The 23,617-nt window shown below is 62.5% G+C and carries 34 protein-coding genes; 32 read left to right on the top strand and 2 right to left on the bottom strand.

What is annotated here, in order from left to right; genetic code table 11:
- The first annotated feature begins 64 nt into the window (after positions 1-64).
- The 32 genes from fusA to ABRP17_RS05145 all read left to right on the top strand — a co-directional run bounded on the left by fusA (position 65) and on the right by ABRP17_RS05145 (position 21,452).
- Positions 65-2,206 carry an elongation factor G gene (gene fusA, locus ABRP17_RS05300; protein WP_188324956.1) on the top strand — a complete coding sequence of 714 codons (2,142 nt, stop codon included), beginning with the start codon at positions 65-67 and terminating at the stop codon, positions 2,204-2,206.
- Between the two features lie 51 nt (positions 2,207-2,257).
- The gene (gene tuf, locus ABRP17_RS05295) at positions 2,258-3,448 is read left to right on the top strand and encodes an elongation factor Tu (RefSeq protein WP_188324955.1); all 1,191 of its coding nucleotides are present in this window, start codon (positions 2,258-2,260) and stop codon (positions 3,446-3,448) included.
- 331 nt (positions 3,449-3,779) lie between these two features.
- Complete coding sequence (gene rpsJ, locus ABRP17_RS05290; RefSeq protein WP_010341589.1) at positions 3,780-4,091, top strand: 30S ribosomal protein S10; 312 nt, start codon at positions 3,780-3,782, stop codon at positions 4,089-4,091.
- A gap of 11 nt (positions 4,092-4,102) precedes the next feature.
- Entirely contained in the window at positions 4,103-4,753 is a 651-nt protein-coding gene (rplC, locus tag ABRP17_RS05285; protein ID WP_188324954.1) for a 50S ribosomal protein L3, read from the top strand.
- Positions 4,754-4,765: 12 nt separating this feature from the next.
- Positions 4,766-5,371 carry a 50S ribosomal protein L4 gene (gene rplD / locus ABRP17_RS05280; protein ID WP_188324953.1) on the top strand — a complete coding sequence of 202 codons (606 nt, stop codon included), beginning with the start codon at positions 4,766-4,768 and terminating at the stop codon, positions 5,369-5,371.
- Positions 5,368-5,667: a 50S ribosomal protein L23 gene (rplW, locus tag ABRP17_RS05275; protein WP_042614228.1), complete on the top strand. Its 300-nt coding sequence runs from the start codon at positions 5,368-5,370 to the stop codon at positions 5,665-5,667. Before rplD ends, rplW begins: the two co-directional genes overlap by 4 nt.
- Before the next feature lie 10 nt (positions 5,668-5,677).
- Positions 5,678-6,505 (top strand): 50S ribosomal protein L2, encoded by an 828-nt coding sequence (gene rplB / locus ABRP17_RS05270; RefSeq protein ID WP_188324952.1) that lies wholly within the window; start codon positions 5,678-5,680, stop codon positions 6,503-6,505.
- Positions 6,506-6,511: 6 nt separating this feature from the next.
- Positions 6,512-6,781, top strand: a complete 270-nt coding sequence (rpsS, locus tag ABRP17_RS05265; protein ID WP_188324951.1) for a 30S ribosomal protein S19 — start codon at positions 6,512-6,514, stop codon at positions 6,779-6,781.
- Positions 6,782-6,793: 12 nt separating this feature from the next.
- The gene (gene rplV / locus ABRP17_RS05260) at positions 6,794-7,129 is read left to right on the top strand and encodes a 50S ribosomal protein L22 (protein WP_017355410.1); all 336 of its coding nucleotides are present in this window, start codon (positions 6,794-6,796) and stop codon (positions 7,127-7,129) included.
- Between the two features lie 17 nt (positions 7,130-7,146).
- Positions 7,147-7,878, top strand: a complete 732-nt coding sequence (gene rpsC / locus ABRP17_RS05255; protein WP_038690288.1) for a 30S ribosomal protein S3 — start codon at positions 7,147-7,149, stop codon at positions 7,876-7,878.
- A 5-nt stretch (positions 7,879-7,883) separates the two neighbouring features.
- Positions 7,884-8,297 (top strand): 50S ribosomal protein L16, encoded by a 414-nt coding sequence (gene rplP, locus ABRP17_RS05250; protein ID WP_042614224.1) that lies wholly within the window; start codon positions 7,884-7,886, stop codon positions 8,295-8,297.
- Complete coding sequence (rpmC, locus tag ABRP17_RS05245) at positions 8,297-8,482, top strand: 50S ribosomal protein L29 (protein WP_101098576.1); 186 nt, start codon at positions 8,297-8,299, stop codon at positions 8,480-8,482. The genes rplP and rpmC overlap by 1 nt, the downstream gene beginning before the upstream one ends.
- A gap of 11 nt (positions 8,483-8,493) precedes the next feature.
- A complete protein-coding gene (gene rpsQ, locus ABRP17_RS05240) occupies positions 8,494-8,763 on the top strand; it encodes a 30S ribosomal protein S17 (protein ID WP_188324950.1) in 270 nt (89 codons plus the stop codon).
- Between the two features lie 13 nt (positions 8,764-8,776).
- On the top strand, positions 8,777-9,145 hold the full coding sequence (rplN, locus tag ABRP17_RS05235) for a 50S ribosomal protein L14 (protein WP_042614221.1): 369 nt from the start codon (positions 8,777-8,779) through the stop codon (positions 9,143-9,145).
- 16 nt (positions 9,146-9,161) lie between these two features.
- A complete protein-coding gene (gene rplX / locus ABRP17_RS05230) occupies positions 9,162-9,479 on the top strand; it encodes a 50S ribosomal protein L24 (RefSeq protein ID WP_188324949.1) in 318 nt (105 codons plus the stop codon).
- Between the two features lie 10 nt (positions 9,480-9,489).
- Positions 9,490-10,032 (top strand): 50S ribosomal protein L5, encoded by a 543-nt coding sequence (gene rplE, locus ABRP17_RS05225; RefSeq protein ID WP_188324948.1) that lies wholly within the window; start codon positions 9,490-9,492, stop codon positions 10,030-10,032.
- Between the two features lie 21 nt (positions 10,033-10,053).
- Positions 10,054-10,359 (top strand): 30S ribosomal protein S14, encoded by a 306-nt coding sequence (rpsN, locus tag ABRP17_RS05220; RefSeq protein ID WP_188324947.1) that lies wholly within the window; start codon positions 10,054-10,056, stop codon positions 10,357-10,359.
- A 227-nt stretch (positions 10,360-10,586) separates the two neighbouring features.
- On the top strand, positions 10,587-10,985 hold the full coding sequence (gene rpsH, locus ABRP17_RS05215; RefSeq protein WP_004145387.1) for a 30S ribosomal protein S8: 399 nt from the start codon (positions 10,587-10,589) through the stop codon (positions 10,983-10,985).
- 17 nt (positions 10,986-11,002) lie between these two features.
- On the top strand, positions 11,003-11,527 hold the full coding sequence (rplF, locus tag ABRP17_RS05210; protein WP_188324946.1) for a 50S ribosomal protein L6: 525 nt from the start codon (positions 11,003-11,005) through the stop codon (positions 11,525-11,527).
- Positions 11,528-11,613: 86 nt separating this feature from the next.
- Positions 11,614-11,967, top strand: coding sequence for a 50S ribosomal protein L18 (rplR, locus tag ABRP17_RS05205; RefSeq protein ID WP_188324945.1), 354 nt, complete (start codon positions 11,614-11,616; stop codon positions 11,965-11,967).
- A 160-nt stretch (positions 11,968-12,127) separates the two neighbouring features.
- Positions 12,128-12,670, top strand: coding sequence for a 30S ribosomal protein S5 (gene rpsE, locus ABRP17_RS05200; protein WP_188324944.1), 543 nt, complete (start codon positions 12,128-12,130; stop codon positions 12,668-12,670).
- Entirely contained in the window at positions 12,663-12,854 is a 192-nt protein-coding gene (gene rpmD, locus ABRP17_RS05195) for a 50S ribosomal protein L30 (RefSeq protein WP_188324943.1), read from the top strand. Before rpsE ends, rpmD begins: the two co-directional genes overlap by 8 nt.
- 4 nt (positions 12,855-12,858) lie before the next feature.
- Positions 12,859-13,302 (top strand): 50S ribosomal protein L15, encoded by a 444-nt coding sequence (gene rplO, locus ABRP17_RS05190; protein ID WP_188324942.1) that lies wholly within the window; start codon positions 12,859-12,861, stop codon positions 13,300-13,302.
- A gap of 7 nt (positions 13,303-13,309) precedes the next feature.
- Positions 13,310-14,677: a preprotein translocase subunit SecY gene (secY, locus tag ABRP17_RS05185; protein ID WP_188324941.1), complete on the top strand. Its 1,368-nt coding sequence runs from the start codon at positions 13,310-13,312 to the stop codon at positions 14,675-14,677.
- 360 nt (positions 14,678-15,037) lie between these two features.
- Positions 15,038-15,394, top strand: a complete 357-nt coding sequence (gene rpsM / locus ABRP17_RS05180; RefSeq protein ID WP_188324940.1) for a 30S ribosomal protein S13 — start codon at positions 15,038-15,040, stop codon at positions 15,392-15,394.
- 9 nt (positions 15,395-15,403) lie between these two features.
- Positions 15,404-15,793: a 30S ribosomal protein S11 gene (rpsK, locus tag ABRP17_RS05175; protein ID WP_042614211.1), complete on the top strand. Its 390-nt coding sequence runs from the start codon at positions 15,404-15,406 to the stop codon at positions 15,791-15,793.
- Positions 15,794-15,807: 14 nt separating this feature from the next.
- Positions 15,808-16,437 (top strand): 30S ribosomal protein S4, encoded by a 630-nt coding sequence (rpsD, locus tag ABRP17_RS05170; RefSeq protein ID WP_042614210.1) that lies wholly within the window; start codon positions 15,808-15,810, stop codon positions 16,435-16,437.
- A gap of 55 nt (positions 16,438-16,492) precedes the next feature.
- On the top strand, positions 16,493-17,491 hold the full coding sequence (gene rpoA / locus ABRP17_RS05165) for a DNA-directed RNA polymerase subunit alpha (RefSeq protein WP_188324939.1): 999 nt from the start codon (positions 16,493-16,495) through the stop codon (positions 17,489-17,491).
- 242 nt (positions 17,492-17,733) lie between these two features.
- Positions 17,734-18,120: a 50S ribosomal protein L17 gene (gene rplQ / locus ABRP17_RS05160; RefSeq protein ID WP_042614208.1), complete on the top strand. Its 387-nt coding sequence runs from the start codon at positions 17,734-17,736 to the stop codon at positions 18,118-18,120.
- Between the two features lie 134 nt (positions 18,121-18,254).
- Positions 18,255-18,758, top strand: coding sequence for a disulfide bond formation protein B (locus ABRP17_RS05155; RefSeq protein WP_188324938.1), 504 nt, complete (start codon positions 18,255-18,257; stop codon positions 18,756-18,758).
- A 66-nt stretch (positions 18,759-18,824) separates the two neighbouring features.
- Positions 18,825-20,183 carry a class II 3-deoxy-7-phosphoheptulonate synthase gene (locus tag ABRP17_RS05150; protein WP_192096300.1) on the top strand — a complete coding sequence of 453 codons (1,359 nt, stop codon included), beginning with the start codon at positions 18,825-18,827 and terminating at the stop codon, positions 20,181-20,183.
- Positions 20,184-20,318: 135 nt separating this feature from the next.
- On the top strand, positions 20,319-21,452 hold the full coding sequence (locus ABRP17_RS05145; RefSeq protein WP_188324936.1) for a mechanosensitive ion channel family protein: 1,134 nt from the start codon (positions 20,319-20,321) through the stop codon (positions 21,450-21,452).
- A 67-nt stretch (positions 21,453-21,519) separates the two neighbouring features.
- Here ABRP17_RS05145 and ABRP17_RS05140 read toward each other — a convergent pair whose 3' ends face one another.
- Both ABRP17_RS05140 and ABRP17_RS05135 read right to left on the bottom strand, forming a co-directional pair.
- Entirely contained in the window at positions 21,520-23,106 is a 1,587-nt protein-coding gene (locus ABRP17_RS05140; protein ID WP_372486901.1) for an amidase, read from the bottom strand.
- Between the two features lie 41 nt (positions 23,107-23,147).
- Positions 23,148-23,615, bottom strand: coding sequence for a DUF2127 domain-containing protein (locus ABRP17_RS05135; protein ID WP_188324934.1), 468 nt, complete (start codon positions 23,613-23,615; stop codon positions 23,148-23,150).
- Positions 23,616-23,617: the final 2 nt, after the last annotated feature.

Below are 23,617 nucleotides of genomic sequence, written 5' to 3'. Positions count from 1 at the left end.
AATCCGAAGGCCGCCGAAAGGCGGCGTTCGGCCATCCGAAATCCAAGAAATCGAGAGGCTCCCCGTGGCCCGCAACACTCCCATCGAGCGTTACCGTAACTTCGGCATCATGGCTCACATCGATGCCGGCAAGACCACCACGTCCGAGCGCATCCTGTTCTACACCGGCAAGAGCCACAAGATCGGTGAAGTGCATGACGGCGCTGCCACCATGGACTGGATGGAGCAGGAGCAGGAGCGTGGCATCACGATCCAGTCCGCTGCTACCACTGCGTTCTGGAAGGGCATGGACAAGTCCCTGCCGGAGCATCGTTTCAACATCATCGATACCCCCGGACACGTTGACTTCACCATCGAAGTCGAGCGCTCGCTGCGCGTGCTCGATGGTGCAGTGTTCGTGCTGTGTGCCGTTGGTGGCGTACAGCCGCAGTCCGAAACCGTGTGGCGTCAGGCCAACCGGTACAAGGTGCCGCGCATTGCGTTCGTCAACAAGATGGACCGCACCGGCGCGAACTTCACCAAGGTCGTTGGCCAGCTGAAGGCGAAGCTGGGTGCGGTTGCCGTGCCGATGCAGCTGCCGATCGGCGCTGAAGAAAACTTCAAGGGCGTGGTCGACCTCATCAAGATGAAGGCCATCCATTGGGATGAAGCGTCCCAGGGTATGAAGTTCGAGTACCTGGAAATCCCGGCCGACATGCAGGCAGAGGCTGATGAAGCCCGCGTCTTCATGATCGAAGCTGCGGCTGAAGCCAGCGAAGAGCTGATGGAAAAGTACCTGGGCGGCGAAGAGCTGACCGAGGCCGAGATCGTGGAGGCCCTGCGCGTGCGCACCCTGGCCACCGACATCGTGCCGATGTACTGCGGTTCGGCCTTCAAGAACAAGGGCGTGCAGGCCATGCTGGACGGCGTGGTGCAGCTGCTGCCGTCGCCGATCGACGTGCCGGACGTGACCGGTACCGACGTGGACGACGAAACCGTCGCACTGAGCCGCAAGTCCGATGACAAGGCGCCCTTCTCGGCGCTGGCCTTCAAGATCATCACCGATCCGTTCGTCGGCGCGCTGACCTTCTTCCGTGTCTACTCGGGCACGCTGAATGCTGGCGACCAGCTGCTGAACTCGGTGAAGGGCAAGAAGGAGCGCATCGGCCGCATCCTGCAGATGCATTCCAACGATCGCGAAGAGATCAAGGAAGTGCTGGCCGGTGACATCGCCGCTGCCGTGGGTCTGAAGGACACCACGACCGGTGACACGCTGTGCTCGCAGGAGCATCCGATCATCCTGGAGCGCATGGTGTTCCCGGAGCCGGTCATCTCGATGGCCGTCGAACCGAAGACCAAGTCCGACCAGGAAAAGATGGGTCTCGCCCTCGGCCGTCTGGCCCAGGAAGATCCGTCGTTCCGCGTCAAGACCGACCAGGAATCCGGCCAGACGATCATCTCGGGCATGGGTGAGCTGCACCTGGACATCATCGTTGACCGCATGAAGCGCGAGTTCAACGTTGAAGCCAACGTCGGCAAGCCGCAGGTGGCTTACCGCGAAACGATCACCCTGGCCGACGTCAAGTCGGACTACAAGCACGCCAAGCAGTCCGGTGGTAAGGGTCAGTACGGTCACGTCGTGATCGAGCTGTCGCCGATCACCGCTGCCGATCGTGCCGATCCGAAGCTGTCCGCTGCGATCAAGGATGATTTCCTCTTCATCAATGACATCGCCGGCGGCGTGATCCCGAAGGAATTCATTCCGTCGGTAGAAAAGGGCCTGCGCGAAACCATCACCAGCGGTCCGCTGGCTGGCTTCCCGGTCGTGGATGTCAAGGTCAAGCTGGTGTTCGGCTCGTACCATGACGTCGACTCCTCGGAAATGGCGTTCAAGCTGGCTTCCTCGATGGCGTTCAAGGAAGGTTTCCGCAAGGCCAAGCCGGTCCTGCTGGAGCCGATCATGAAGGTCGAGATCGTGACCCCGAGCGATTACCAGGGTGACGTGATGGGCGACGTCAGCCGTCGTCGTGGCATGCTGCAGGGTTCGAGCATGACCGGTGACGGTTCGGCCGAAATCATCAATGCGATGATTCCGCTGGGCGAGATGTTTGGCTACGCCACCTCGCTGCGTTCGCAGACCCAGGGCCGCGCCACGTTCACGATGGAATTCGATCACTACGAGCCGGCGCCGACCAACATCGCCGACGAAGTCATGAAGAAGGCCTGAGCGTAAGCTCAGGTCCTCCCAACCACTTTAGAAACTAAAAGGTAGATAGAAATGGCAAAGGGTAAGTTCGAGCGCACCAAGCCGCACGTCAACGTCGGCACCATCGGTCACGTCGATCACGGCAAGACCACGCTGACCGCTGCACTGACCAAGATCGGTGCCGAGCGCTTCGGTGGCGAGTTCAAGGATTACTCCTCGATCGACGCCGCGCCGGAAGAAAAGGCACGTGGCATCACGATCTCGACCGCACACGTCGAATACGAATCCACCGAGCGTCACTACGCCCACGTTGATTGCCCGGGCCATGCTGACTACGTCAAGAACATGATCACCGGTGCAGCGCAGATGGACGGCGCGATCCTGGTCTGTTCCGCTGCTGACGGCCCGATGCCGCAGACCCGCGAGCACATCCTGCTGTCGCGTCAGGTTGGCGTGCCGTACATCGTCGTCTTCCTGAACAAGGCAGACATGGTCGATGACGCCGAGCTGCTTGAGCTGGTGGAAATGGAAGTGCGCGAGCTGCTGAGCAAGTACGACTTCCCGGGCGACGACACCCCGATCATCGCCGGTTCGGCGCGTCTGGCGCTGGAAGGCGACCAGAGCGACATCGGTGTGCCGGCTGTCATCAAGCTGGTCGAGGCGCTGGACACCTGGATCCCGATGCCGGAGCGCGCTGTCGACAAGCCGTTCCTGATGCCGGTGGAAGACGTGTTCTCGATCTCGGGCCGCGGCACCGTGGTGACCGGTCGTATCGAGCGTGGCGTGATCAAGGTCGGCGAAGAAATCGAAATCGTCGGTATCCGCGACACCGTCAAGACCACCGTGACCGGCGTGGAAATGTTCCGCAAGCTGCTCGACCAGGGTCAGGCAGGCGACAACGCCGGTCTGCTGCTGCGCGGCACCAAGCGTGACGACGTCGAGCGTGGCCAGGTCCTCTGCAAGCCGGGTTCGATCAAGCCGCACACCGAGTTCGAAGGCGAAGTGTACGTGCTGTCGAAGGATGAGGGCGGCCGTCACACCCCGTTCTTCAACGGCTACCGTCCGCAGTTCTACTTCCGTACCACGGACATCACCGGTGCTGCCAAGCTGCCGGAAGGTGTCGAGATGGTGATGCCGGGCGACAACGTGAAGATGGTTGTCACCCTGATCAACCCGGTGGCAATGGACGAAGGCCTGCGTTTCGCGATCCGCGAAGGCGGCCGTACCGTCGGCGCCGGCGTGGTGTCGAAGATCATCAAGTAATCTGTTAGACTTTGCGCCCCGATGTTGCCTGGGTAGGGCATCGGGGCGCTTTTAAAAGGGAAAAGAAACACAGGACGTGTTTCGTGTTCCCCGGACCAGGATCGGTCGCGCCATTCAGGCTTTGTCAACACACTGTGTTGACAGGCTTTTTGTATGTGCGCTATGCTTCTACGTCTGGGCAGGCCGGGAAACCGACCTGCCTACGTTTTTGAGGTTAATGGATTGACCTTGTCGGCCTGCAGGAGTGCGGGCCGTCTGTATTCAGGATATTCACGGGGCTAGGCAACCCAGAGGCCTGGCTCGTCGCTCTTTTAACGAAGGAACCACCGTCATGGCGGACCAAAAGATCCGTATCCGGCTGAAGGCGTTCGATCATCGTTTGATCGACCGTTCGGCCAGCGAGATCGTAGAAACGGCAAAGCGGACCGGCGCGCAAGTGCGTGGCCCGATCCCGCTGCCGACCAAGATTGAACGCTACACCATCCTCGTCTCCCCGCACGTCGACAAAGACGCGCGTGACCAGTACGAGACCCGCACGCACAAGCGCGTGCTCGATATCGTTGATCCGAACGACAAGACCGTGGACGCGCTGATGAAGCTCGAACTGGCTGCCGGCGTCGACGTTCAGATCAAGCTGACCTGAGGACTACGACCATGACGAAGAAATATTCGTTGGGCTTCGTGGGCCGCAAGGCTGGCATGAGCCGCGTTTTCACTGAAGATGGCCAGTCCATCCCGGTGACCCTGATTGAAGCCTCCCCGAACCGCATCGCGCAGATCAAGACCGTCGAAGCTGACGGCTACAGCGCCGTGCAGGTGACCGTCGGCGCGCGTCGCGCTGCCCTGGTCAACAAGCCGGAAGCCGGCCACTTCGCCAAGGCGAAAGTGGAAGCGGGCCGTGGCCTGTGGGAATTCCGCGTTGAAGACGCGCAGCTCGGCGATTTCGCCGTTGGCGGCGAAGTCAAGGCGGACATCTTTGAAGTCGGCCAGATCGTCGACGTCCAGGGTGTCACCAAGGGCAAGGGCTTCCAGGGCACCATCAAGCGCTACAACTTCCGCATGGGTGACGCTACCCACGGTAACTCGCTGTCGCATCGCGCGCCGGGTTCACTGGGCCAGCGCCAGACGCCGGGTCGCGTGTTTCCGGGCAAGAAGATGTCCGGTCACATGGGTTCCGTGCAGCAGAGCACCCTGAATCTGGAAGTTGTCAAGGTCGACGTCGAGCGCGGTCTGATCGCGGTTCGCGGCGCCGTTCCTGGCGCGGCGGGTGGCGACGTGATCGTCCGTCCGGCGAGCAAGGCATAAGGAGAGATGACGATGGAACTCGTTATCACGGGTAGCAATAACAAGGTCTCGGTCTCCGATGCCGTGTTCGGTCGCGATTTCTGCGGTGATCTGGTCCACCAGGTTGTCGTCGCTTATCGCAACGCCGGTCGCGCAGGTACCAAGGCGCAGAAAACGCGTTCTGAAGTGGCTGGTACCACGAAGAAGTCGAAGAAGCAGAAGGGCGGCGGTGCGCGTCATGGCGCGCTGACGGCTCCGATCTTCATCGGCGGTGGTGTCACCTTCGCGGCCAAGCCGCGTAGCTTCGAGCAGAAGGTCAACCGTAAGCAGTACCGTGCCGCCATGTGCGCGATCCTGTCCGAGCTGAACCGTCAGGGCCGTTTGACGATCGTGGAGGCCTTCGATGTCGAAGCGACCAACACGAAGTCGTTGATCGCCAAGCTGGCCGGCCTGGAAGTGGGCAAGCGCCCGCTGATCGTCACTGAAGAAGCCTCCGAGCACCTGTACCTGTCGGCGCGCAACATTCCCTACGTGGAAGTGCGTGACGTGCAGGGTCTGGACCCGGTGTCGCTGGTCGGTGCCGATACGGTCATCATTACCGCTGATGCGGTCAAGAAGGTCGAGGAGTGGCTGGCATGAGCAGCAACGAGAAAATCTTCAGCGTGCTGCGCGCTCCGCGAGTCTCTGAAAAGACCGCGCGCCTGCAGGAACTTTCCAACCAGTATGTCTTCGAGATTTCGAACGAAGCCACCAAGGCCGATGTAAAGGCCGCGGTAGAGCAGCTGTTCGACGTCAAGGTCGAGGCCGTCAACGTGCTGAACGTCAAGGGCAAGAACAAGTCCTTCCGTAACCGCGCTGGCCGCCGTGGCGATTGGCGCAAGGCGTACGTGCGCCTGGCCGATGGCCAGTCCATCGATGTAACGGCCAAGGCCTGAGGTCCATCCCATGCCATTGATGAAATTCAAACCCACTTCCCCCGGCCGTCGTTCGGCCGTGCGCGTGGTTACTCCCGATCTGCACAAGGGCGCACCGCACGCACCGTTGCTGGAGCCGTTGAGCAAGTCGGGTGGTCGTAACCACCACGGCCGCATCACGGTCCGCCACGTTGGTGGTGGTCACAAGCAGCACTACCGCGTCATCGACTTCAAGCGCAACAAGGAAGGCATTCCGGCACGCGTGGAACGCATCGAATACGATCCGAACCGCACTGCCCATATCGCCCTGCTGTGCTACGTCGACGGTGAGCGTCGCTACATCATCGCACCGAAGGGCCTGAAGGCCGGTGACCAGGTGATTGCAGGCTCGGATGCGCCGATCAAGGCAGGCAACACGCTGCCGCTGCGCAACATCCCGGTCGGTACCACCATTCACGGCATCGAGCTGAAGCCGGGCAAAGGTGCACAGATCGCTCGTGCCGCCGGCGCCGCCGTGCAGCTCGTCGCTCGTGAAGGCATCTACGCCACCCTGCGCCTGCGCTCGGGTGAAATGCGCAAGGTGCCGGTCGAGTGCCGCGCCACCATCGGTGAAGTCGGTAACGACGAGCACAACCTGGAAAAGCTGGGCAAGGCTGGCGCCAAGCGCTGGCGCGGTGTCCGCCCGACCGTTCGTGGTGCAGCCATGAACCCGGTTGACCATCCGCACGGCGGTGGTGAGGCGAAGGCCGGCCAGGGTAATCCGCATCCGGTCACCCCGTGGGGTGTTCCGACCAAGGGTTACAAGACGCGCCATAACAAGCGCACTCAGCAGTTCATCGTCCGCGATCGTAGGGGCTAATCGACCATGGCACGTTCACTCAAGAAGGGCCCGTTTGTCGATCACCACCTTGTTGTCAAGGTGGCAGCCGCTGCGGGTAGCAAGCGTCCGATCAAGACCTGGTCGCGTCGTTCGATGATCCTGCCTGACATGGTAGGCGTCACCATTGCCGTGCATAACGGCAAAAACCACATCCCGGTTCTCATCAACGAGAACATGGTCGGCCACAAGCTTGGCGAATTTGCCATCACCCGGACCTTCAAGGGTCACGGTGGTGACAAGAAGTCCGGCAAGTAAGGAGAGATGACAATGGAAGCGAAAGCCATTTTGCGCTCCGCGCGCATCTCTGCGCAGAAAGCCCGCCTGGTCGCTGACCAGGTGCGCGGCCTGCCGGCCGAGCGTGCGGTCAACCTGCTGAAGTTCTCGGACAAGAAGGCTGCACACCTGATCAAGAAGGTGGTGGAGTCGGCTATTGCAAATGCCGAGAACAACCAGGGCGCTGACGTCGACGAGCTGAAGGTCCAGACCATCATGGTAGATGAAGGTCCGACCCTGAAGCGTTTCATGGCGCGGGCGAAAGGCCGCGGTACCCGCATCCTCAAGCGCACCAGCCACATCACTGTGGTTGTGGGCGCCGGCAAGTAAGCGGAAAGGAAAAGACCATGGGTCATAAAGTTCATCCGATTGGTATCCGCCTCGGTATTTCCAAGGATTGGAACTCCAAGTGGTACGCCAACAAGGGCGAGTTCGCTGGTTATCTGGCGGCCGACCTGAAGGTGCGGGAAATGCTGCGCAAGAAGCTTGCGCAGGCCGGCATCAGCAAGATCCTCATCGAGCGTCCGGCCAAGACCGCCCGCGTGACGATCCACACCGCCCGTCCGGGCGTGGTGATCGGCAAGCGTGGTGAGGACATCGAGAAGCTGCGCAAGGAAGTGAGCGAGATGATGGGCGTCCCGGCGCACATCAACGTCACTGAAGTGCGCAAGCCCGAGCTGGACGCACAGCTGGTTGCCGAGTCCATCGCGCAGCAGCTTGAGCGTCGCATCATGTTCCGCCGTGCAATGAAGCGCTCGGTCGGCAACGCGATGCGCCTCGGTGCCCTGGGCATCAAGGTCAACGTCGGTGGCCGCTTGAACGGTGCAGAAATCGCCCGTTCGGAGTGGTACCGCGAAGGCCGCGTGCCGCTGCACACGCTGCGTGCCGACATCGACTACGGCTTCGCTGAAGCCAAGACGACGTACGGCATCATCGGCATCAAGGTCTGGATCTACAAGGGCGAGGTCTTCGATTTCTCCCAGGTTGGCCAGGAAAAGCAGGACGACTCCCCGCGCAACGATCGTAACGATCGCGGCGACCGCGGTGACCGTCAGCGCCCGGCTCGTGAAGCGAGGTAACGACAATGTTGCAACCCAAGCGAACCAAATACCGCAAGGTACACAAGGGGCGTAACGACGGCCTGAGCTGGAGCGCAAACGCTGTCAGCTTCGGCGAGTACGGCCTGAAGGCAACCGCCCACGGTCAGCTGACCGCGCGTCAGATCGAAGCGGCCCGCCGCTCGATCAGCCGCTACGTCAAGCGCGGTGGCAAGATGTGGATCCGTGTGTTCCCCGACAAGCCCATCACCAAGAAGCCCATCGAAGTTCGAATGGGTTCGGGTAAGGGCAACGTGGAATACTGGGTGGCCCAGATCCAGCCCGGCCGCATGATCTATGAAATCGAGGGTGTTACCGAAGACGTGGCACGCGAGGCATTCCGCCTGGCCGCCGCCAAGCTCTCGGTCACCACCACTTTCGTAACCCGGACGGTGCGCTGATGGACCTCAAACAACTCCGTGAAAAGTCGGCTGACGAACTGAAGGCCCACCTGATCGACCTGCGTAAGGAACAGTTCTCTGTCCGTATGCAGCAGGTCACCGGCCAGCTGCCGAAGACTCACGATATCCGCCGGGTCCGTCGCGAGATTGCTCGCACGAAGACCCTGCTCGGCAGCACCAAGTAAGGATGGCCGCTATGAGCGACAACACTGAAAACAAAGCGCTGCGCACGGTCGAAGGCCGTGTCGTCAGCAACAAGATGGACAAGACGGTCACCATTCTGGTGGAACGCCAGGTCAAGCACCCGCTGTACGGTAAGTACATCAAGCGCTCGTCCAAGCTGCACGCCCATGATGCCGACAATGCCTGCAATGAAGGCGATGTCGTGCGCGTGACCGAAATTGCTCCGATGTCCAAGACCAAGAACTGGCGCGTGGTGGAAGTCATCACGCGTGCGGCTGAATAAGGAGATCTGACTCATGATCCAGATGCAGAGCTACCTTGACGCCGCGGACAATTCCGGTGCCAAGGAACTGATGTGCATCAAGGTGCTTGGTGGTTCCAAGCGCCGTTATGCGCACATTGGTGACATCATCAAGGTCACCGTCAAAGACGCGATTCCGCGCGGCAAGGTCAAGAAGGGCGAAGTTTACGACGCCGTTGTTGTCCGTACCCGCAAGGGTGTTCGTCGTCCGGACGGTTCGTTGATCCGCTTCGACGGCAATGCTGCCGTACTGCTGAACAACAAGCAGGAGCCGATCGGCACCCGTATCTTCGGACCGGTGACGCGTGAACTTCGTTCGGAGAAGTTCATGAAGATCGTCTCGCTCGCTCCCGAAGTGCTGTGAGCGACAGGAGATAATCATGGCTAACCGTATCAAGAAGGGCGACCAGGTTGTCGTCACCGCTGGCAAGGACAAGGGTAAGCAGGGCGAAATCGTCCGCGTGGACGGCGACCGTGTGGTCGTCGCCAACGTGAACATCGTCAAGCGCCACACCAAGCCGAATCCGCAGGCAGGCGTTGCCGGCGGCGTGGTCGAGCGTGAAGCGTCGATCCATATCTCCAACGTAAACGTCGTCAACCCGGCAACGGGCAAGGGCGAGCGCGTTGGCTTCAAGGTGCTGGAGGATGGACGCAAACTGCGTGTGTTCCGCTCCAGCGGTGAGGCGCTCGACGCCTGAGGATGCGCTGATGAATACCCGTCTCGAAAAGTTTTACAAGGAAGAAGTAGTCCCGGCGCTGATGAAGCAGTTCGGCTACAAGAATCCGATGGAAGTGCCGAAGCTGGTCAAAGTCACCCTGAACATGGGTGTCGGTGAAGCAGCGACCAACAAGAAGATCCTGGAAAACGCCGTCGGCGACATGACCAAGATTGCCGGCCAGAAGCCGGTCATCACCAAGTCGCGTGTGTCGGTTGCGTCGTTCAAGATCCGCGATGGTTGGCCGATCGGCTGCAAGACCACGCTGCGCCGTGAAAAGATGTACGAGTTCATGGACCGCCTGATCAACATCTCGCTGCCGCGCGTGCGCGACTTCCGTGGTGTGTCCGGTCGTTCCTTTGACGGTCGCGGCAACTTCAACATGGGTGTGAAGGAACAGATCATCTTCCCGGAAATCGATTTCGACGCTGTCGATGCGATCCGCGGTATGGATATCGCCATCACCACCACGGCGAAGACCGATGCGGAAGCGAAGGCGCTGCTGGCAGCGTTCAAGTTCCCGTTCCGTAACTGATACGTCGAGGAATATCCGAAAATGGCAAAGACCTCCATGGTCAACCGCGACATCAAGCGGAAGAAGCTGGCTGAGAAGTTCGCTGACAAGCGCGCTGCTCTGAAGAAGATCGTGTCCTCGCCGACCGCGTCTTACGAAGAGAAGATCGAAGCCTCCACCAAGTTGTCGAAGCTGCCGCGCGATTCGTCGCCGAGCCGCCATCGCAACCGTTGCGAACTGTCTGGCCGCCCGCGTGGCGTGTACAGCAAGTTCGGCCTGGGCCGTAACAAGCTCCGCGAAGCCACCATGCGTGGCGACGTGCCGGGCCTGCGCAAGGCCAGCTGGTAATCAGCCGGTCCTGCGACTGCCCTCCCTGAACGGGGAGGGCAGGTCCAGCCGAGGCGGGTTCGCCCGTCTGCAGAAAAAACCAGAGAGCCCGACGCAAGTCGGGCTCTTTTGGCGTATAATCCCGCGTCTTGCCTTGCGCTGGTTGCGGGGGAGGGGGCCTGGCCCATCCCAGGACTACAAAAACAGAATTCGCGAAAGCGGATATCGGTGCACTCAAAGGTACTCATATGAGCATGACTGATCCCATCGCCGACCTGCTGGTCCGCATCAAGAATGCGGCAGCGGTTGGCAAGCAGACGGTGAAAGCACCGTCGTCCAAGATCAAGGTTGCGATCGCCCAGGTCCTGAAGGACGAGGGTTACATCACCGACCTGCGCGTTACCGCGCTCGAGAACAACAAGTCCGAGCTCGAAATCGTGCTGAAGTATTTCGAAGGCAAGCCGGTCATCGCGACCCTGAAGCGTTTCTCGCGTTCGGGTCTGCGTCAGTACCGTGGCAAGAGCGAGCTGCCGAAGGTCATGAACGGCCTGGGTATTTCCATCATTTCCACCTCCAAGGGCATCATGACTGATGCGCAGGCGCGCCAGTTGGGCGTCGGCGGCGAAGTCCTGTGCTTCGTGGCCTAAGGCGAAAGGAGTAGACCATGTCCCGTGTAGCCAAGAAGCCGATCGACCTGGGTAAGGTTGAGTTGAACGTCCAGTCCGACAGTGTCACCGCCAAGGGCCCGAAGGGCACCCTGTCGCTGGCCAAGCCGGCTGGCATTGCCATCAATGTCGAGAACGGCGTTGCCACCCTGAGCACCGAAGACGCAGCCCTCGTGCCGCTGACCGGTACCGTCCGCGCGATCCTGGCCAATATGGTCAAGGGCGTCACCGATGGCTTCGAGCGCAAGCTTGAGCTGGTCGGCGTCGGTTACCGTGCTTCCATGCAGGGCAAGGACCTGAGCCTGGCGCTCGGTTACTCGCATCCGATCCTGTATGTGGCGCCGGAAGGCATCACCATCACCACCCCGACGCAGACCGAAATTCTGGTGCAGGGTGCTGACAAGCAGATCGTCGGTGAAGTTGCCGCCAAGATCCGTGCGTACCGCAAGCCGGAACCGTACAAGGGCAAGGGCGTGAAGTACTCCGACGAAGTCATCATTCGCAAGGAAGCCAAGAAGGCGTAAGCGCGAGTTCCTTGCAGGAGCCCGCACCTCCGTGTGCGGACTCCCCGGGGAAAAGCCCAACCTTCAGCTTTCCAGGACAAAAAATCATGAACAAGAACATCGCCCGCCTGCGCCGCGCCAAGTCGACCCGTGCCCACATCCGTGTGCTCGGCGTCGCCCGTCTGTCGGTGCTGCGCACCGGTCAGCATCTGTACGCACAGGTCTTCACCGCCGACGGCTCCACGGTGCTGGCTGCTGCCAACACCACCCAGGCCGACGTCAAGGAAGGCCTGAAGAGCGGCAAGAACGCCGAAGCTGCTGCCAAGGTCGGCCGTATCGTTGCAGAGCGCGCCAAGGCCGCCGGCATCGAGAAGGTTGCCTTCGATCGTTCGGGCTACCGTTACCATGGCCGCATCAAGGCCCTGGCTGACGCTGCTCGCGAAGCTGGCCTGCAGTTCTAAGGGATAAGGAAAGGAGCCCATGGGCTCCTTTCCGCCTGCTCGCCGGCCAGAGGGTGGCCGGACGGTCCCGTTCTTATGCAACGGCGTACCGGAACAACGCACCACTCCACAACCATAAGCGGCCTCGAGCCGTACATACCTAAACAACCAAGGAATCAAGATGGCAGAAGAACGTCCGCAGCGGGGTCGCGATCGCGACCGTAACCGCGAAGAAAAAGTCGACGATGGCATGATCGAGAAGCTGGTCGCGGTCAATCGCGTCAGCAAGACCGTCAAGGGCGGTCGTCAGTTCACCTTCACCGCACTGACCGTGGTCGGCGATGGCGAAGGCAAGGTCGGTTTCGGCTATGGCAAGGCACGCGAAGTGCCGGTCGCCATCCAGAAGTCGATGGAGCAGGCGCGCAAGAACCAGGTCAGCGTTGATCTGAACAACGGCACCTTGTGGCACACCATCAAGGACGGTCACGGTGCAGCACGCGTTTTCATGCAGCCCGCGTCTGAAGGTACCGGCGTCATCGCCGGTGGCGCCATGCGCGCCGTGTTGGAAGCCGTTGGCGTGAAGAACGTGCTGGCCAAGGCTGTTGGTTCGCGCAACCCGATCAACCTGGTGCGTGCCACCGTGAAGGGCCTGGCTGCTGTGCAGTCGCCGGCTCGCATCGCGGCCAAGCGCGGCAAGAAGGTAGAGGATCTGAATCATGGCTGATTCGACCAGCAAGACTGTCAAGGTGCGCCTGGTGCGCGGCCTTCGTGGTGCCCAGTCCCGTCACCGCCTGTCGGTGCGTGCCCTGGGTCTGAGCAAGCTCAACGATGTGCGTGAACTGAAGGACAGCCCGCAGGTTCGCGGCCTGATCAACAAGGTTCACTACCTCGTCAAGGTTGAGGAATAATCCAATGACCATGCATCTGAATGAACTGAACCCGGCACCGGGCGCGCGTACCCCGCGTACCCGTGTCGGTCGTGGCATCGGCTCCGGCCTGGGCAAGACCTGCGGCCGCGGCCACAAGGGTTCGTTCGCCCGTAAGGGTGGCGGCAAGATCAAGGCTGGCTTCGAAGGCGGCCAGACCCCCATGCAGCGTCGTCTGCCGAAGATCGGCTTCAACTCGCCGATCGCCAAGGACACCGCTGAAGTGCTGCTGTATCAGCTGGACAAGCTGCCGGCTGGCGAAATCACTTTCGCCATCCTGCGTGAAGCCAAGCTGGTTCCGAGCATCGCGAAGAAGGCCAAGATCGTCGTCAAGGGCGAGCTGACCAAGGCGTACACCCTGAAGGGCATCGCTGCCACGGCTGGTGCCAAGGCTGCGATCGAAGCTGCCGGCGGCAGCGTAACGGAGTAATAGCATCATGGCGCAAGCTGGCATCGGTAACCTCGCAGGTGGAATGGGCAAGTTCACTGAACTTCGCCAGCGTCTGCTGTTTGTCGTCGGGGCGTTGATCGTCTATCGGATCGGGTGCTATGTGCCGGTTCCGGGCGTGAACCCCGATGCCATGCTTGCCATGATGGAACAGCAGGGCGGCGGCATCGTGGACATGTTCAACATGTTCTCGGGCGGCGCCCTGCACCGTTTTTCGATCTTCGCGCTGAACGTCATGCCGTACATCTCGGCATCGATCGTGATGCAGCTGGCGGTCCACATCTTCCCGGCGCTGAAGGCGCTGCAGAAGGAAGGTGAGTCTGGACGCCGCAAGATCACCCAGTATTCCCGCATCGGCGCCGTGTTGTTGGCGGTGGTGCAGGGCGGCAGCATCGCGCTGGCACTGCAGAACCAGGTGTCGCCGGGTGGCACGGCCGTGGTGTATGCGCCGGGCATGGGCTTCGTGCTCACTGCCGTGATCGCATTGACCGCAGGCACCATCTTCCTGATGTGGGTCGGTGAGCAGGTGACCGAGCGCGGCATCGGCAACGGTGTGTCGCTGATCATCTTCGCCGGTATCGTCGCCGGTCTGCCGGGCGCGATCATCCATACGTTCGATGCGTACCGCGACGGCAACATCCAGTTCATCCAGCTGCTGCTGATCGCGCTGGTGGTACTGGCCTTCACCTTCTTCGTGGTGTTCGTCGAACGCGGCCAGCGCCGCATCACGGTGAACTACGCACGTCGCCAGGGTGGCCGCAACGCGTACATGAACCAGACCTCGTTCCTGCCGCTGAAGCTCAACATGGCCGGCGTGATCCCCGCGATCTTCGCCTCCAGCCTGTTGGCCTTCCCGGCGACGCTGGCGATGTGGTCAGGCCAGGCGGCCAACCAGAGCGCCACCGGTCAGTGGCTGCAGAAGATCGCCAATGCCCTCGGGCCGGGTGAGCCGCTGCACATGATCGTGTTCGCAGGGCTGATCACCGGTTTCGCGTTCTTCTATACCGCGCTGGTGTTCAACTCGCAGGAAACCGCGGACAACCTGAAGAAGTCGGGCGCGCTGATTCCGGGCATCCGTCCGGGCAAGGCGACCGCTGACTACATCGATGGCGTGCTGACGCGGTTGACCGCGGCGGGTTCGGCCTATCTGGTGATCGTCTGCCTGCTGCCGGAACTGATGCGCACCCAGTTGAACGCGTCGTTCTACTTCGGCGGCACCTCGCTGCTGATCGTGGTGGTGGTGGTGATGGACTTCATCGCCCAGGTTCAGGCGCACCTGATGTCGCACCAGTACGAAAGCCTGTTGAAGAAGGCAAACCTGAAGGGTGGCAATCGCGGCGGTTTTGCACGCGGCTGATCTGCCTGTTACACTATCGTCTTCCTGATGTGATGGTCCTCCGCTTCGCGGACTCGGCTATCCAAAGAAGGGCGGCCCCCGCAGCGGTTCCGGGTGGGGGTGAGATCTGGTGGTCCTGCGCAGGAGTAGCGCGGGCGGCCACGGCGGCATGTCTTCGGATATGGCGCCGCGACCAACCTGATCCGGCGCCGGAGCCTGGGCACACTCCCCGGGCCGGGTTTTTGAAACCTCACGGTCTCAGAAACTTCCAGTACACCGGAACCTTGTAAGATTCGCTAGTTCACTTTATTGATCTATCCTGCCGGATTGGCGCGCCTTCATGGTGCGCTGTCGGCCATCACTCAGCTGGAGAACCGCGTCATGGCGCGTATTGCAGGCGTCAACCTGCCAGCCCAGAAGCACGTCTGGGTCGGGTTGCAAAGCATTTACGGCATCGGCCGTACCCGTTCGAAGAAGGTCTGCGACTCCGCAGGCGTTACTTCGACCACCAAGATCCGCGATCTGTCCGAGCCGGAAATCGAGCGCCTCCGCGCCGAAGTCGGCAAGTTCATCGTGGAAGGCGATCTGCGCCGTGAAATCGGTATCGCAATCAAGCGTCTGATGGATCTGGGCTGCTATCGCGGTCTGCGTCACCGTCGCGGTCTTCCGCTGCGTGGCCAGCGTACCCGTACCAACGCCCGCACCCGCAAGGGTCCGCGCAAGGCGATCAGGAAGTAAGGGACAAAAATGGCTAAGCCCGCTGCTAAGACCAAGAAGAAGATCAAGCGCGTCATCACTGATGGCGTCGCCCACGTCCACGCTTCTTTCAACAACACCATCGTGACCATCACCGACCGTCAGGGTAATGCCCTGTCGTGGGCGACCTCCGGTGGCGCCGGCTTCCGCGGTTCGCGCAAGTCGACCCCGTTCGCTGCCCAGGTCGCCGCCGAAAAGGCCGGCCGTGCTGCGCTCGACTACGGCGTGAAGTCGCTGGAAGTCCGCATCAAGGGCCCGGGTCCGGGTCGTGAGTCCGCCGTTCGTTCGCTGAACAACGTCGGTTACAAGATCACCAACATCATCGACGTGACGCCAATCCCGCACAACGGGTGCCGTCCGCCGAAGAAGCGTCGCGTCTAAGGGAGCGATAAGAAATGGCTCGTTATATCGGTCCTACCTGTAAGCTCGCCCGTCGCGAAGGCGCCGACCTCTCCCTCAAGAGCCCGGCGCGCGCGCTGGACTCCAAGTGCAAGCTGGAGCAGAAGCCCGGCCAGCACGGCGCTACCGCCCGTAAGGGCAAGCTGTCCGACTACGCTACCCAGCTGCGTGAAAAGCAGAAGGTCAAGCGTATCTACGGTCTGCTGGAGCGTCAGTTCCGCAACTACTACAAGAAGGCCTCGACCAAGAAGGGCAACACCGGCGAGAACCTGCTGCAGTTGTTGGAAACCCGTCTGGACAACGTCGTCTATCGCATGGGCTTCGCTGTGACCCGTCCGGCTGCTCGTCAGCTGGTCTCGCACCGCGGTGTCACCGTGAACGGCAAGTCGGTCAACCTGGCTTCGTACCAGATCAAGGCTGGCGACGCAGTTGCGCTGTCCGAAAAGGCTGCCAAGCAGCTGCGCGTTCAGGAAGCCCTGACCGTTTCGGCCACGCACGACATGCGTCCGTCGTGGATTGAAGTGGATTCCGGCAAGTTCGCCGGCGTCTTCAAGGCGGTTCCGGATCGTTCGGACCTGCCTGCAGACATCAATGAAGCGCTGATCGTCGAGCTGTATTCGAAGTAATTCACATTGGAGAGCCCCCGGCGACGGCCGGGGGTTCACTAGGAGAACCCGCAACATGACGGTTACCGCCAACCAGGTTCTGCGTCCTCGTGGCCCGCAGATCGAACGCCTTACCGACACACGCGCCAAGGTCGTTATCGAACCCTTGGAGCGTGGTTATGGGCATACGCTGGGCAATGCCCTGCGTCGCGTCCTGTTGTCGTCCATCCCGGGCTTCGCGATCACGGAAGTCGAAATCGACGGCGTGTTGCATGAGTACACCACGGTCGAAGGTCTGCAGGAAGACGTGCTTGAAGTCCTGCTCAACCTGAAGGATGTGGCCATCCGTATGCATTCCGGCGACAACGCCACCCTGTCCCTGTCCAAGCAGGGTCCGGGCGTCGTCACGGCTGCCGATATCAAGGTTGATCATAACGTGGAGGTCCTCAACGGCGACCACGTGATCTGCAACCTGACCAAGGATACGGCAATCAACATGCGTCTGAAGATCGAGCGTGGTTTCGGCTATCAGCCGGCTGCCGCGCGTCGTCGTCCGGACGAAGAAACCCGTGCCATCGGCCGTCTGGTCCTGGATGCCTCGTTCTCGCCGGTCCGCCGTGTCGCCTATGCCGTGGAAGCGGCACGTGTCGAGCAGCGTACCGATCTGGACAAGCTGGTCATCGATATCGAGACCAACGGCACCATCGACGCCGAGGAAGCCGTGCGCACCGCCGCCGACATCCTCAGCGACCAGCTGTCGGTGTTCGGTGACTTCACCCACCGCGACCGCGGTGCGGCCAAGCCGGCCAACAACGGCGTGGATCCGGTGCTGCTGCGCCCGATCGACGACCTGGAACTGACCGTGCGTTCGGCCAACTGCCTCAAGGCGGAAAGCATCTATTACATCGGCGATCTGATCCAGAAGACCGAAGTGGAGCTGCTGAAGACCCCGAACCTGGGCAAGAAGTCGCTCACCGAGATCAAGGAAGTGCTGGCCCAGCGTGGCCTGTCGCTTGGCATGAAGCTGGAGAACTGGCCGCCGGCCGGCGTCGCCAGCCACGGCATGCTGGGCTGATAAGCCCCCTGCAGTACTGCAAAGGCCTCACCGGTAACGGTGGGGCCTTCGCACCGTAGAGCCGAGCTTGCGCGATTGCAGCCCCTGCAGTCGATCAAGCTCGGCTCTACAACAACCGACGGACGATCAGTCCGCGGACAGGCCGACCAGGAGGGGCGGCCAGGACCATCCGCAGTCCGAATACAGCGCCAGGATGGCGACAACGATCCCCAAAGTCTCAATCTTGCAAAGGAATCATCACCATGCGTCATCAGAAATCCGGTCGTAAGTTCAGCCGTACCAGCGCTCACCGCGAAGCAATGTTCAAGAACATGGCCGCGTCGCTGTTCAAGCACGAGCTGATCAAGACCACCCTGCCGAAGGCCAAGGAACTGCGCCGCGTTGCCGAGCCGCTGATCACCCTGGCCAAGGTCGACTCCGTCGCCAACCGTCGCCTGGCGTTCGCCCGCCTGCGTGACAACGAAGCGGTCGGCAACCTGTTCACCATCCTGGGCCCGCGTTACGCGTCGCGTCCGGGTGGTTACCTGCGTCTGCTGAAGTGCGGCTTCCGCGCTGGCGACAATGCACCGATGGCCTACGTCGAGCTGGTCGACCGTCCGGCCGCTGTTGCCGAGGAAGTGGCCGAGTAATCGGACCGTTCCCTGCAGCACCGTCAGAAGCCCGGCCTTGTGCCGGGCTTCTGCGTTACAGCACCCGTGCGTAGGGCATCGCGCCCGCCGTCGCATGGGTTACGCTTTGCATCTGCCTGCACTGAGTCCTGCTGATGAACCCGTTCCGTTGGCCGTTCCGCGCCCAGTTCCTGCTGGGGTTCCTGATCTGCGCGGGGCTGCTTGGCTTCGCGATCTACCTGCAGTTGAAGATGGGCCTCGAGCCATGCCCGCTGTGCATTTTCCAGCGACTGGCGTTTGCCGCGCTGGGCCTTGTGTTCCTGATCGGTGCGCTGCACGGTCCCTCCAATCGACCGGGGCGCATCACCTACGGCGTGTTGGCCTTCATCGCGGCGGCCGTGGGCGTGGGCATCGCCGCGCGCCACGTGTATGTGCAGATGATTCCGCCGGAGTTCGGATCGACCTGCGGCCCGCCACTCAGCTTCCTCAGTGAAACCATGGGCCCGTTCGAGGTGTTCCGCACCGTGCTGACCGGTACCGGCAACTGCGGCGACATCGACTGGGCCTTCCTGGGCCTGAGCATGCCGATGTGGTCGCTGGTGTGGTTCGTGTTGCTGGCGGGCTGGGCGTTGTGGGTGTCCGTGCGCCGTATTCGCTGATGTTGAACGTTGTACTTGATGCGCCGGGCATGGCTCGGCGCGCCCCCGAAGGTCCTGGAGTCCGCCATGTCGTCCGTTGATTCATTGTCGCCCGCTGACTGGTCGCCGGAGAGCTGGCGGGCAAAGCCTGCCCTCCAGTTGCCGACCTATCCGGATCCGGTTGCCTTGGACGCGGCGTTGCACGAGTTGAAGCGGCTGCCGCCGTTGGTCACCTCGTGGGAAATCCTGTCACTGAAGCAGCAGTTGGCGGATGCGCAGGAAGGTAAGCGTTTCCTGCTGCAGGGCGGCGATTGCGCAGAGAACTTCAGCGACTGTGAGTCCGGGATGATCTCCAACCGGCTCAAGGTGCTGCTGCAGATGAGCCTGGTGCTGGTGCATGGCATGCGCAAGCCGGTGATCCGCGTCGGACGCTTCGCCGGGCAGTACGCGAAGCCGCGTTCGGCAGACACCGAGACACGCGATGGGGTCACGCTGCCCAGCTACCGCGGCGATGTGATCAATGCGCCGGCCTTCACCGAAGCGGCACGCCTGCCGGATCCCAAGCGGATGCTGCAGGCACACGCGCATTCGGCGATGACGATGAACTTCGTTCGGGCGCTGATCGACGGGGGATTCGCCGATCTGCATCACCCGGAGTACTGGAACCTCGAGTGGGTGCGGCATTCCCCGCTGGCGGTGGAGTACCAGAAGATGGTGACGTCCATAGAGGATGCCATCGGCTTCATGGAGACCATCTCCGGCGCGCGCGTGCACAACCTCAAGCGGGTGGATTTCTATACGTCGCACGAGGCGTTGCTGCTGCCGTATGAGCAGGGACTGACACGCCAGGTGCCGCGTCAGCAGGGCTGGCTGAACCTGAGCACGCACTATCCGTGGATCGGCATGCGCACCGCTGCACTCGATGGCGCGCACGTGGAGTATCTGCGCGGCGTGCGCAATCCGATCGCGATCAAGGTGGGGCCGTCGGTGCAGCCGGACCAGCTGCTGCGCTTGATCGATGTGCTGAATCCAGACGACGAACCCGGCCGGCTGAGCTTCATCCATCGCATGGGCGCGGCGCAGATCGCCGACAAGCTGCCGCCGCTGCTGGATGCGGTGAAGCGCGACGGTCGCCGGGTGCTGTGGGTATGCGATGCGATGCATGGCAATACGGAGAGCACGGGCAACGGCTACAAGACGCGCCGCTTCGACAACATACGCGGTGAAGTCGAGTTGTCGTTCGATCTGCACGCGGCCGCGGGTACGCGCCTGGGTGGCGTGCACCTGGAGATGACCGGCGAAGACGTGACCGAATGCACCGGTGGCGCGCGTGAGCTCACCGAGCGCGATCTGGAACGTGCCTACCGCTCCAGCGTGGATCCGCGACTCAACTACGAACAGTCGCTGGAAATCGCCATGGCGATCGTGCGCAAGCAGAACGGCTGATCCGATCGCTGCTGAGGGGGTTGGATCCCGCGCGCACAGCGAGCGGGATCTGACCCCTTTTTTACGAACGCCTGACATGACGCTCATGGCTTCTGCGACACGCTGGTTCTTTCGCGTGGTCGTGGAGGTGCAGCAGTGTCGAGGTGGGAACAAGCGCAGGCGTACGTGGTGCCGTTGGGCATCGCGCTGGCAGTGGGGGCGCTCGGCGCCTGGGTGATCCTCGCGCTGTATCGGCGACTGGAAGGTCGCGACCGGCGGCGCGCGCGCATCGGGCGCATGCTCGGCCCGCCGCTTGCACTGGCGTTCCCGCTGCTCCTGCTGGTGCCTGCGCTGCAGGCAACGCCACTGCACGACCGCTGGTTGGACCAGGCGCAGCGGCTGGTGCACATCGGGTTGACCGCCTGCTTCATCTGGCTGCTGGTACGGGCCGTCGCCGCCGGCGAGAAGGCGATCCTGCGCAACCATCCCATCGAAGTGGCCGACAATCTGGAAGCGCGCCGCGTGCAGACCCAGACCCGTGTCCTCAGCCGCGTGCTGATGGGCGCGATCATCGTATTGGGGATATCGCTGGTGCTGCTGCAGTTCGACATGGTGGCCAAGATCGGCTCCGCCCTGCTGGCCTCGGCCGGCCTGATCGGCCTGGTGGCCGGTATCGCCGCCAAGCCCGTGTTCGGCAACCTGATCGCCGGCCTGCAGATCGCCGTGACACAGCCGATCCGGCTGGATGACGTGGTGATCGTGGAAGGCGAGTGGGGGCGCATTGAAGAGATCGGCAGCAGCTACGTGGTGGTGCGCATCTGGGACGAACGCCGGATGGTCGTGCCGCTGACATGGTTCATCGAAAACCCGTTCCAGAACTGGACCCGGCGCAGTGCGGACCTGTTGGGCACCGCCTTCCTGTGGCTGGATTACCGTGCGCCGATTCCCGCCATCCGCGCCGAGCTGGAGCGCATCTGCAAGGACGCCCCGCTGTGGGATGGCCGTGTCTGCGTGACCCAGGTCACCGAGACCACCGAACACACGCTGCAGGTCCGCCTGCTGGTCAGTGCACGCAACTCGGGCGATGCGTTCGACCTGCGTTGCCTGGTGCGCGAGCGGATGCTGGACTTCCTCGCGCGTGAACATCCACAGGCGTTGCCGCGCCTGCGTGCGCAGCTGGAGGAAAGTGCCGATACGCCAAAGCGGCGCGTCGCGCCGGCACCGGAGCAGGAGGTGCGCTCACCCGGTGCCGAGGATGGCGAACCGGCCGTCCAGCCCACGGCAGGGTAGCGCCGCGTCATGCGCGACGGCCCTGCCTGACGCCTCGCAGCTACTCCCGCCTGGGGTGACGCGGTCGTTACAGGGGGGGCGGTCGCCGCGCCATGGTGCGCTGCTCATAGGCATAGGCCAGCTCGATCAGGCGCGGCTCGGCCCAGGCCGTGCCCACGAACAGCAGTCCCACGGGCAAGCCATCGACGTGGCCCATCGGTACGCTCAGGCTGGGATAGCCGGCCACCGCGGCGGCGCTGTAGTTGCCCCCCGGGAACGCATCGCCGCCAGGGCTGTTGATCGGCCATGCAGTGCCCGTGGTGGGGGCCACCAGGGCGTCCAGCTGATAGGCGCGAAGCAGGGCATCGATGCCTTGTTCGCCGGCCATGCGACGTGCCTGGCTGCGCGCCTGGATGTAGGCAGGGTCGCCCAGCGATCCCGCGTGTGCCGATGCGACCAGCAGCTCTTGGCCGAACAGCGGCAGTTCCTGCGCGGTATGTTTTTCGTTGAAGGCGACCAACTGCGGCAGCGTGCGCCACGGGGCCTTCCACTGCTGGAGGTAGCGCTCCATGCCGGCCTTGAACTCATGCCGCAGCACGATCTGTTCGGCATCCGACCAGCCACTCTCGTCCGGCGCTGGCACCGTCACGACAGTGGCCCCGGCGCGCAGCAGGGTCTCGATGGCGTGCTGCATCAACGCGCCGATGCCGGGACGTTGGGACAGCGGATTGTCCATCACCCCGATGCGCGCGCCGCGCAGCCCGTTGGGATTCAAGCGCGCGGTGTAGTCATAGACCGCGCGGCCCGGCATCGCGGCGGTGGCAGGGTCGGCTGCATCGCGGCCCGCAATGGCCGTCAGTACCGCCGCCGCATCGGAGACCGTGCGGGCGATCGGGCCTGCCGTGTCCTGGCTGAACGAGATCGGGATGATGCCATCGCGACTGACCAGGCCCACGGTCGGTTTCAGGCCGACCACGCCGTTGACGGCAGCGGGGCAGACGATGCTGCCATCTGTCTCGGTGCCGATGGAGACGGTCACCAGGTTGGCTGCGACGGCGACGGCGCTGCCGCTGCTCGATCCACAGGGGCTGTGGCTGAGGCGGTAGGGATTGCGTGTCTGGCCGCCGCGCGCACTCCATCCGGAGGTGGATCCAAGTCCGCGATAGTTCGCCCACTCGCTCAGGTTGCTCTTGCCCAGGATCACCGCGCCGGCAGCGCGCAGGCGCGTCACCAGGAACGCGTCGCCGGGGCGGAAGCCGGCCAGAGCCAGCGAGCCGGCCGTGGTGCTCATCGGCAAGGCGTTGATGTTGTCCTTGAGCAGCACCGGGATGCCGTGCAGCGGACCGCGCAGGTGACCACGGCGGCGCTCCTCGTCGCGCTGTGCGGCCTCCTTCAGGGCATTCGGGTTGAGCTCGATCACCGCACGCAATCGCGGCCCTTCGCGGTCCAGCGCGGCTATGCGCTCCAGATAGGCCCGGGTCAGCGTCCCGCTGTCCAGTTCGCCGGCCGCCATACGGGCCTGCAGGTCGCTTATCTCGGCCTCGGCGTAGGGAAACGGCGCCGCCGCAGGAGGTGCGTCATCGGCCGCACGCACAGGTGACGCACAGCCGACCAGCGCCGTGGCGAGCATGACGGACAGGAAGAGAAGGCGCGTTGGTGATAGAGCGTTGCGCATGGTGGGCGGCTTGGGCACCTAACCAGTGTATCGCGACGCCTTCAGGGTTTCCGCTTCAGGATGTCGCGCGCCAGCACGTAGACCACCAGCAGGTTCAACACCAGCACGGTCCAGGAGGCCCAGCCCGGATGGCGGGAAATGGCGTAGACATCGAAGGGCAGGTAGATGCCGGCAGACACGCAGCCCAGCCACGAGGCCCAGGCCTTGGCCCGCCATAAACCCCAGGCTTCCACCAGGTGGAGCAGGGCATAGCCCAGCATCGCGGCCGCCGCAAGGTGGACGACATCGGGACTGATCATGTTCAACAGGGAGGGCAGGGTGCCGTGATCCGGGTCCAGGCTGAAACGCCGGATCAGGGCATTGATCCCATCACGCAGTGGCTGCGGACCGAGCATTTCCAGCCCGGTCGCGGCCAACAGTGCAAGCACCGCTTTGCCCGTTTCGAGCAGAGCGATGACATGCAGGCCCGGATGCCGTTGCGGATCCGGGTTGTAAGCAGGATGGCTCACGA

The organism is Stenotrophomonas sp. WHRI 8082, from assembly GCF_040223995.2.
GTDB lineage: Bacteria > Pseudomonadota > Gammaproteobacteria > Xanthomonadales > Xanthomonadaceae > Stenotrophomonas.
The sequence above is the reverse complement of the archived record's forward strand: the minus strand, read 5'-3'. Positions and strand labels throughout refer to the sequence as shown.

Coding starts and splice junctions, on each gene's coding strand:
- tuf (WP_188324955.1), top strand. CDS start 2,258: ATGGCAAAGGGTAAGTTCGAGCGCACCAAGCCGCACGTCAACGTCGGC.
- rpsJ (WP_010341589.1), top strand. CDS start 3,780: ATGGCGGACCAAAAGATCCGTATCCGGCTGAAGGCGTTCGATCATCGT.
- rplC (WP_188324954.1), top strand. CDS start 4,103: ATGACGAAGAAATATTCGTTGGGCTTCGTGGGCCGCAAGGCTGGCATG.
- rplD (WP_188324953.1), top strand. CDS start 4,766: ATGGAACTCGTTATCACGGGTAGCAATAACAAGGTCTCGGTCTCCGAT.
- rplW (WP_042614228.1), top strand. CDS start 5,368: ATGAGCAGCAACGAGAAAATCTTCAGCGTGCTGCGCGCTCCGCGAGTC.
- rplB (WP_188324952.1), top strand. CDS start 5,678: ATGCCATTGATGAAATTCAAACCCACTTCCCCCGGCCGTCGTTCGGCC.
- rpsS (WP_188324951.1), top strand. CDS start 6,512: ATGGCACGTTCACTCAAGAAGGGCCCGTTTGTCGATCACCACCTTGTT.
- rplV (WP_017355410.1), top strand. CDS start 6,794: ATGGAAGCGAAAGCCATTTTGCGCTCCGCGCGCATCTCTGCGCAGAAA.
- rpsC (WP_038690288.1), top strand. CDS start 7,147: ATGGGTCATAAAGTTCATCCGATTGGTATCCGCCTCGGTATTTCCAAG.
- rplP (WP_042614224.1), top strand. CDS start 7,884: ATGTTGCAACCCAAGCGAACCAAATACCGCAAGGTACACAAGGGGCGT.
- rpmC (WP_101098576.1), top strand. CDS start 8,297: ATGGACCTCAAACAACTCCGTGAAAAGTCGGCTGACGAACTGAAGGCC.
- rpsQ (WP_188324950.1), top strand. CDS start 8,494: ATGAGCGACAACACTGAAAACAAAGCGCTGCGCACGGTCGAAGGCCGT.
- rplN (WP_042614221.1), top strand. CDS start 8,777: ATGATCCAGATGCAGAGCTACCTTGACGCCGCGGACAATTCCGGTGCC.
- rplX (WP_188324949.1), top strand. CDS start 9,162: ATGGCTAACCGTATCAAGAAGGGCGACCAGGTTGTCGTCACCGCTGGC.
- rplE (WP_188324948.1), top strand. CDS start 9,490: ATGAATACCCGTCTCGAAAAGTTTTACAAGGAAGAAGTAGTCCCGGCG.
- rpsN (WP_188324947.1), top strand. CDS start 10,054: ATGGCAAAGACCTCCATGGTCAACCGCGACATCAAGCGGAAGAAGCTG.
- rpsH (WP_004145387.1), top strand. CDS start 10,587: ATGAGCATGACTGATCCCATCGCCGACCTGCTGGTCCGCATCAAGAAT.
- rplF (WP_188324946.1), top strand. CDS start 11,003: ATGTCCCGTGTAGCCAAGAAGCCGATCGACCTGGGTAAGGTTGAGTTG.
- rplR (WP_188324945.1), top strand. CDS start 11,614: ATGAACAAGAACATCGCCCGCCTGCGCCGCGCCAAGTCGACCCGTGCC.
- rpsE (WP_188324944.1), top strand. CDS start 12,128: ATGGCAGAAGAACGTCCGCAGCGGGGTCGCGATCGCGACCGTAACCGC.
- rpmD (WP_188324943.1), top strand. CDS start 12,663: ATGGCTGATTCGACCAGCAAGACTGTCAAGGTGCGCCTGGTGCGCGGC.
- rplO (WP_188324942.1), top strand. CDS start 12,859: ATGACCATGCATCTGAATGAACTGAACCCGGCACCGGGCGCGCGTACC.
- secY (WP_188324941.1), top strand. CDS start 13,310: ATGGCGCAAGCTGGCATCGGTAACCTCGCAGGTGGAATGGGCAAGTTC.
- rpsM (WP_188324940.1), top strand. CDS start 15,038: ATGGCGCGTATTGCAGGCGTCAACCTGCCAGCCCAGAAGCACGTCTGG.
- rpsK (WP_042614211.1), top strand. CDS start 15,404: ATGGCTAAGCCCGCTGCTAAGACCAAGAAGAAGATCAAGCGCGTCATC.
- rpsD (WP_042614210.1), top strand. CDS start 15,808: ATGGCTCGTTATATCGGTCCTACCTGTAAGCTCGCCCGTCGCGAAGGC.
- rpoA (WP_188324939.1), top strand. CDS start 16,493: ATGACGGTTACCGCCAACCAGGTTCTGCGTCCTCGTGGCCCGCAGATC.
- rplQ (WP_042614208.1), top strand. CDS start 17,734: ATGCGTCATCAGAAATCCGGTCGTAAGTTCAGCCGTACCAGCGCTCAC.
- ABRP17_RS05155 (WP_188324938.1), top strand. CDS start 18,255: ATGAACCCGTTCCGTTGGCCGTTCCGCGCCCAGTTCCTGCTGGGGTTC.
- ABRP17_RS05150 (WP_192096300.1), top strand. CDS start 18,825: ATGTCGTCCGTTGATTCATTGTCGCCCGCTGACTGGTCGCCGGAGAGC.
- ABRP17_RS05140 (WP_372486901.1), bottom strand. CDS start 23,106: ATGCGCAACGCTCTATCACCAACGCGCCTTCTCTTCCTGTCCGTCATG.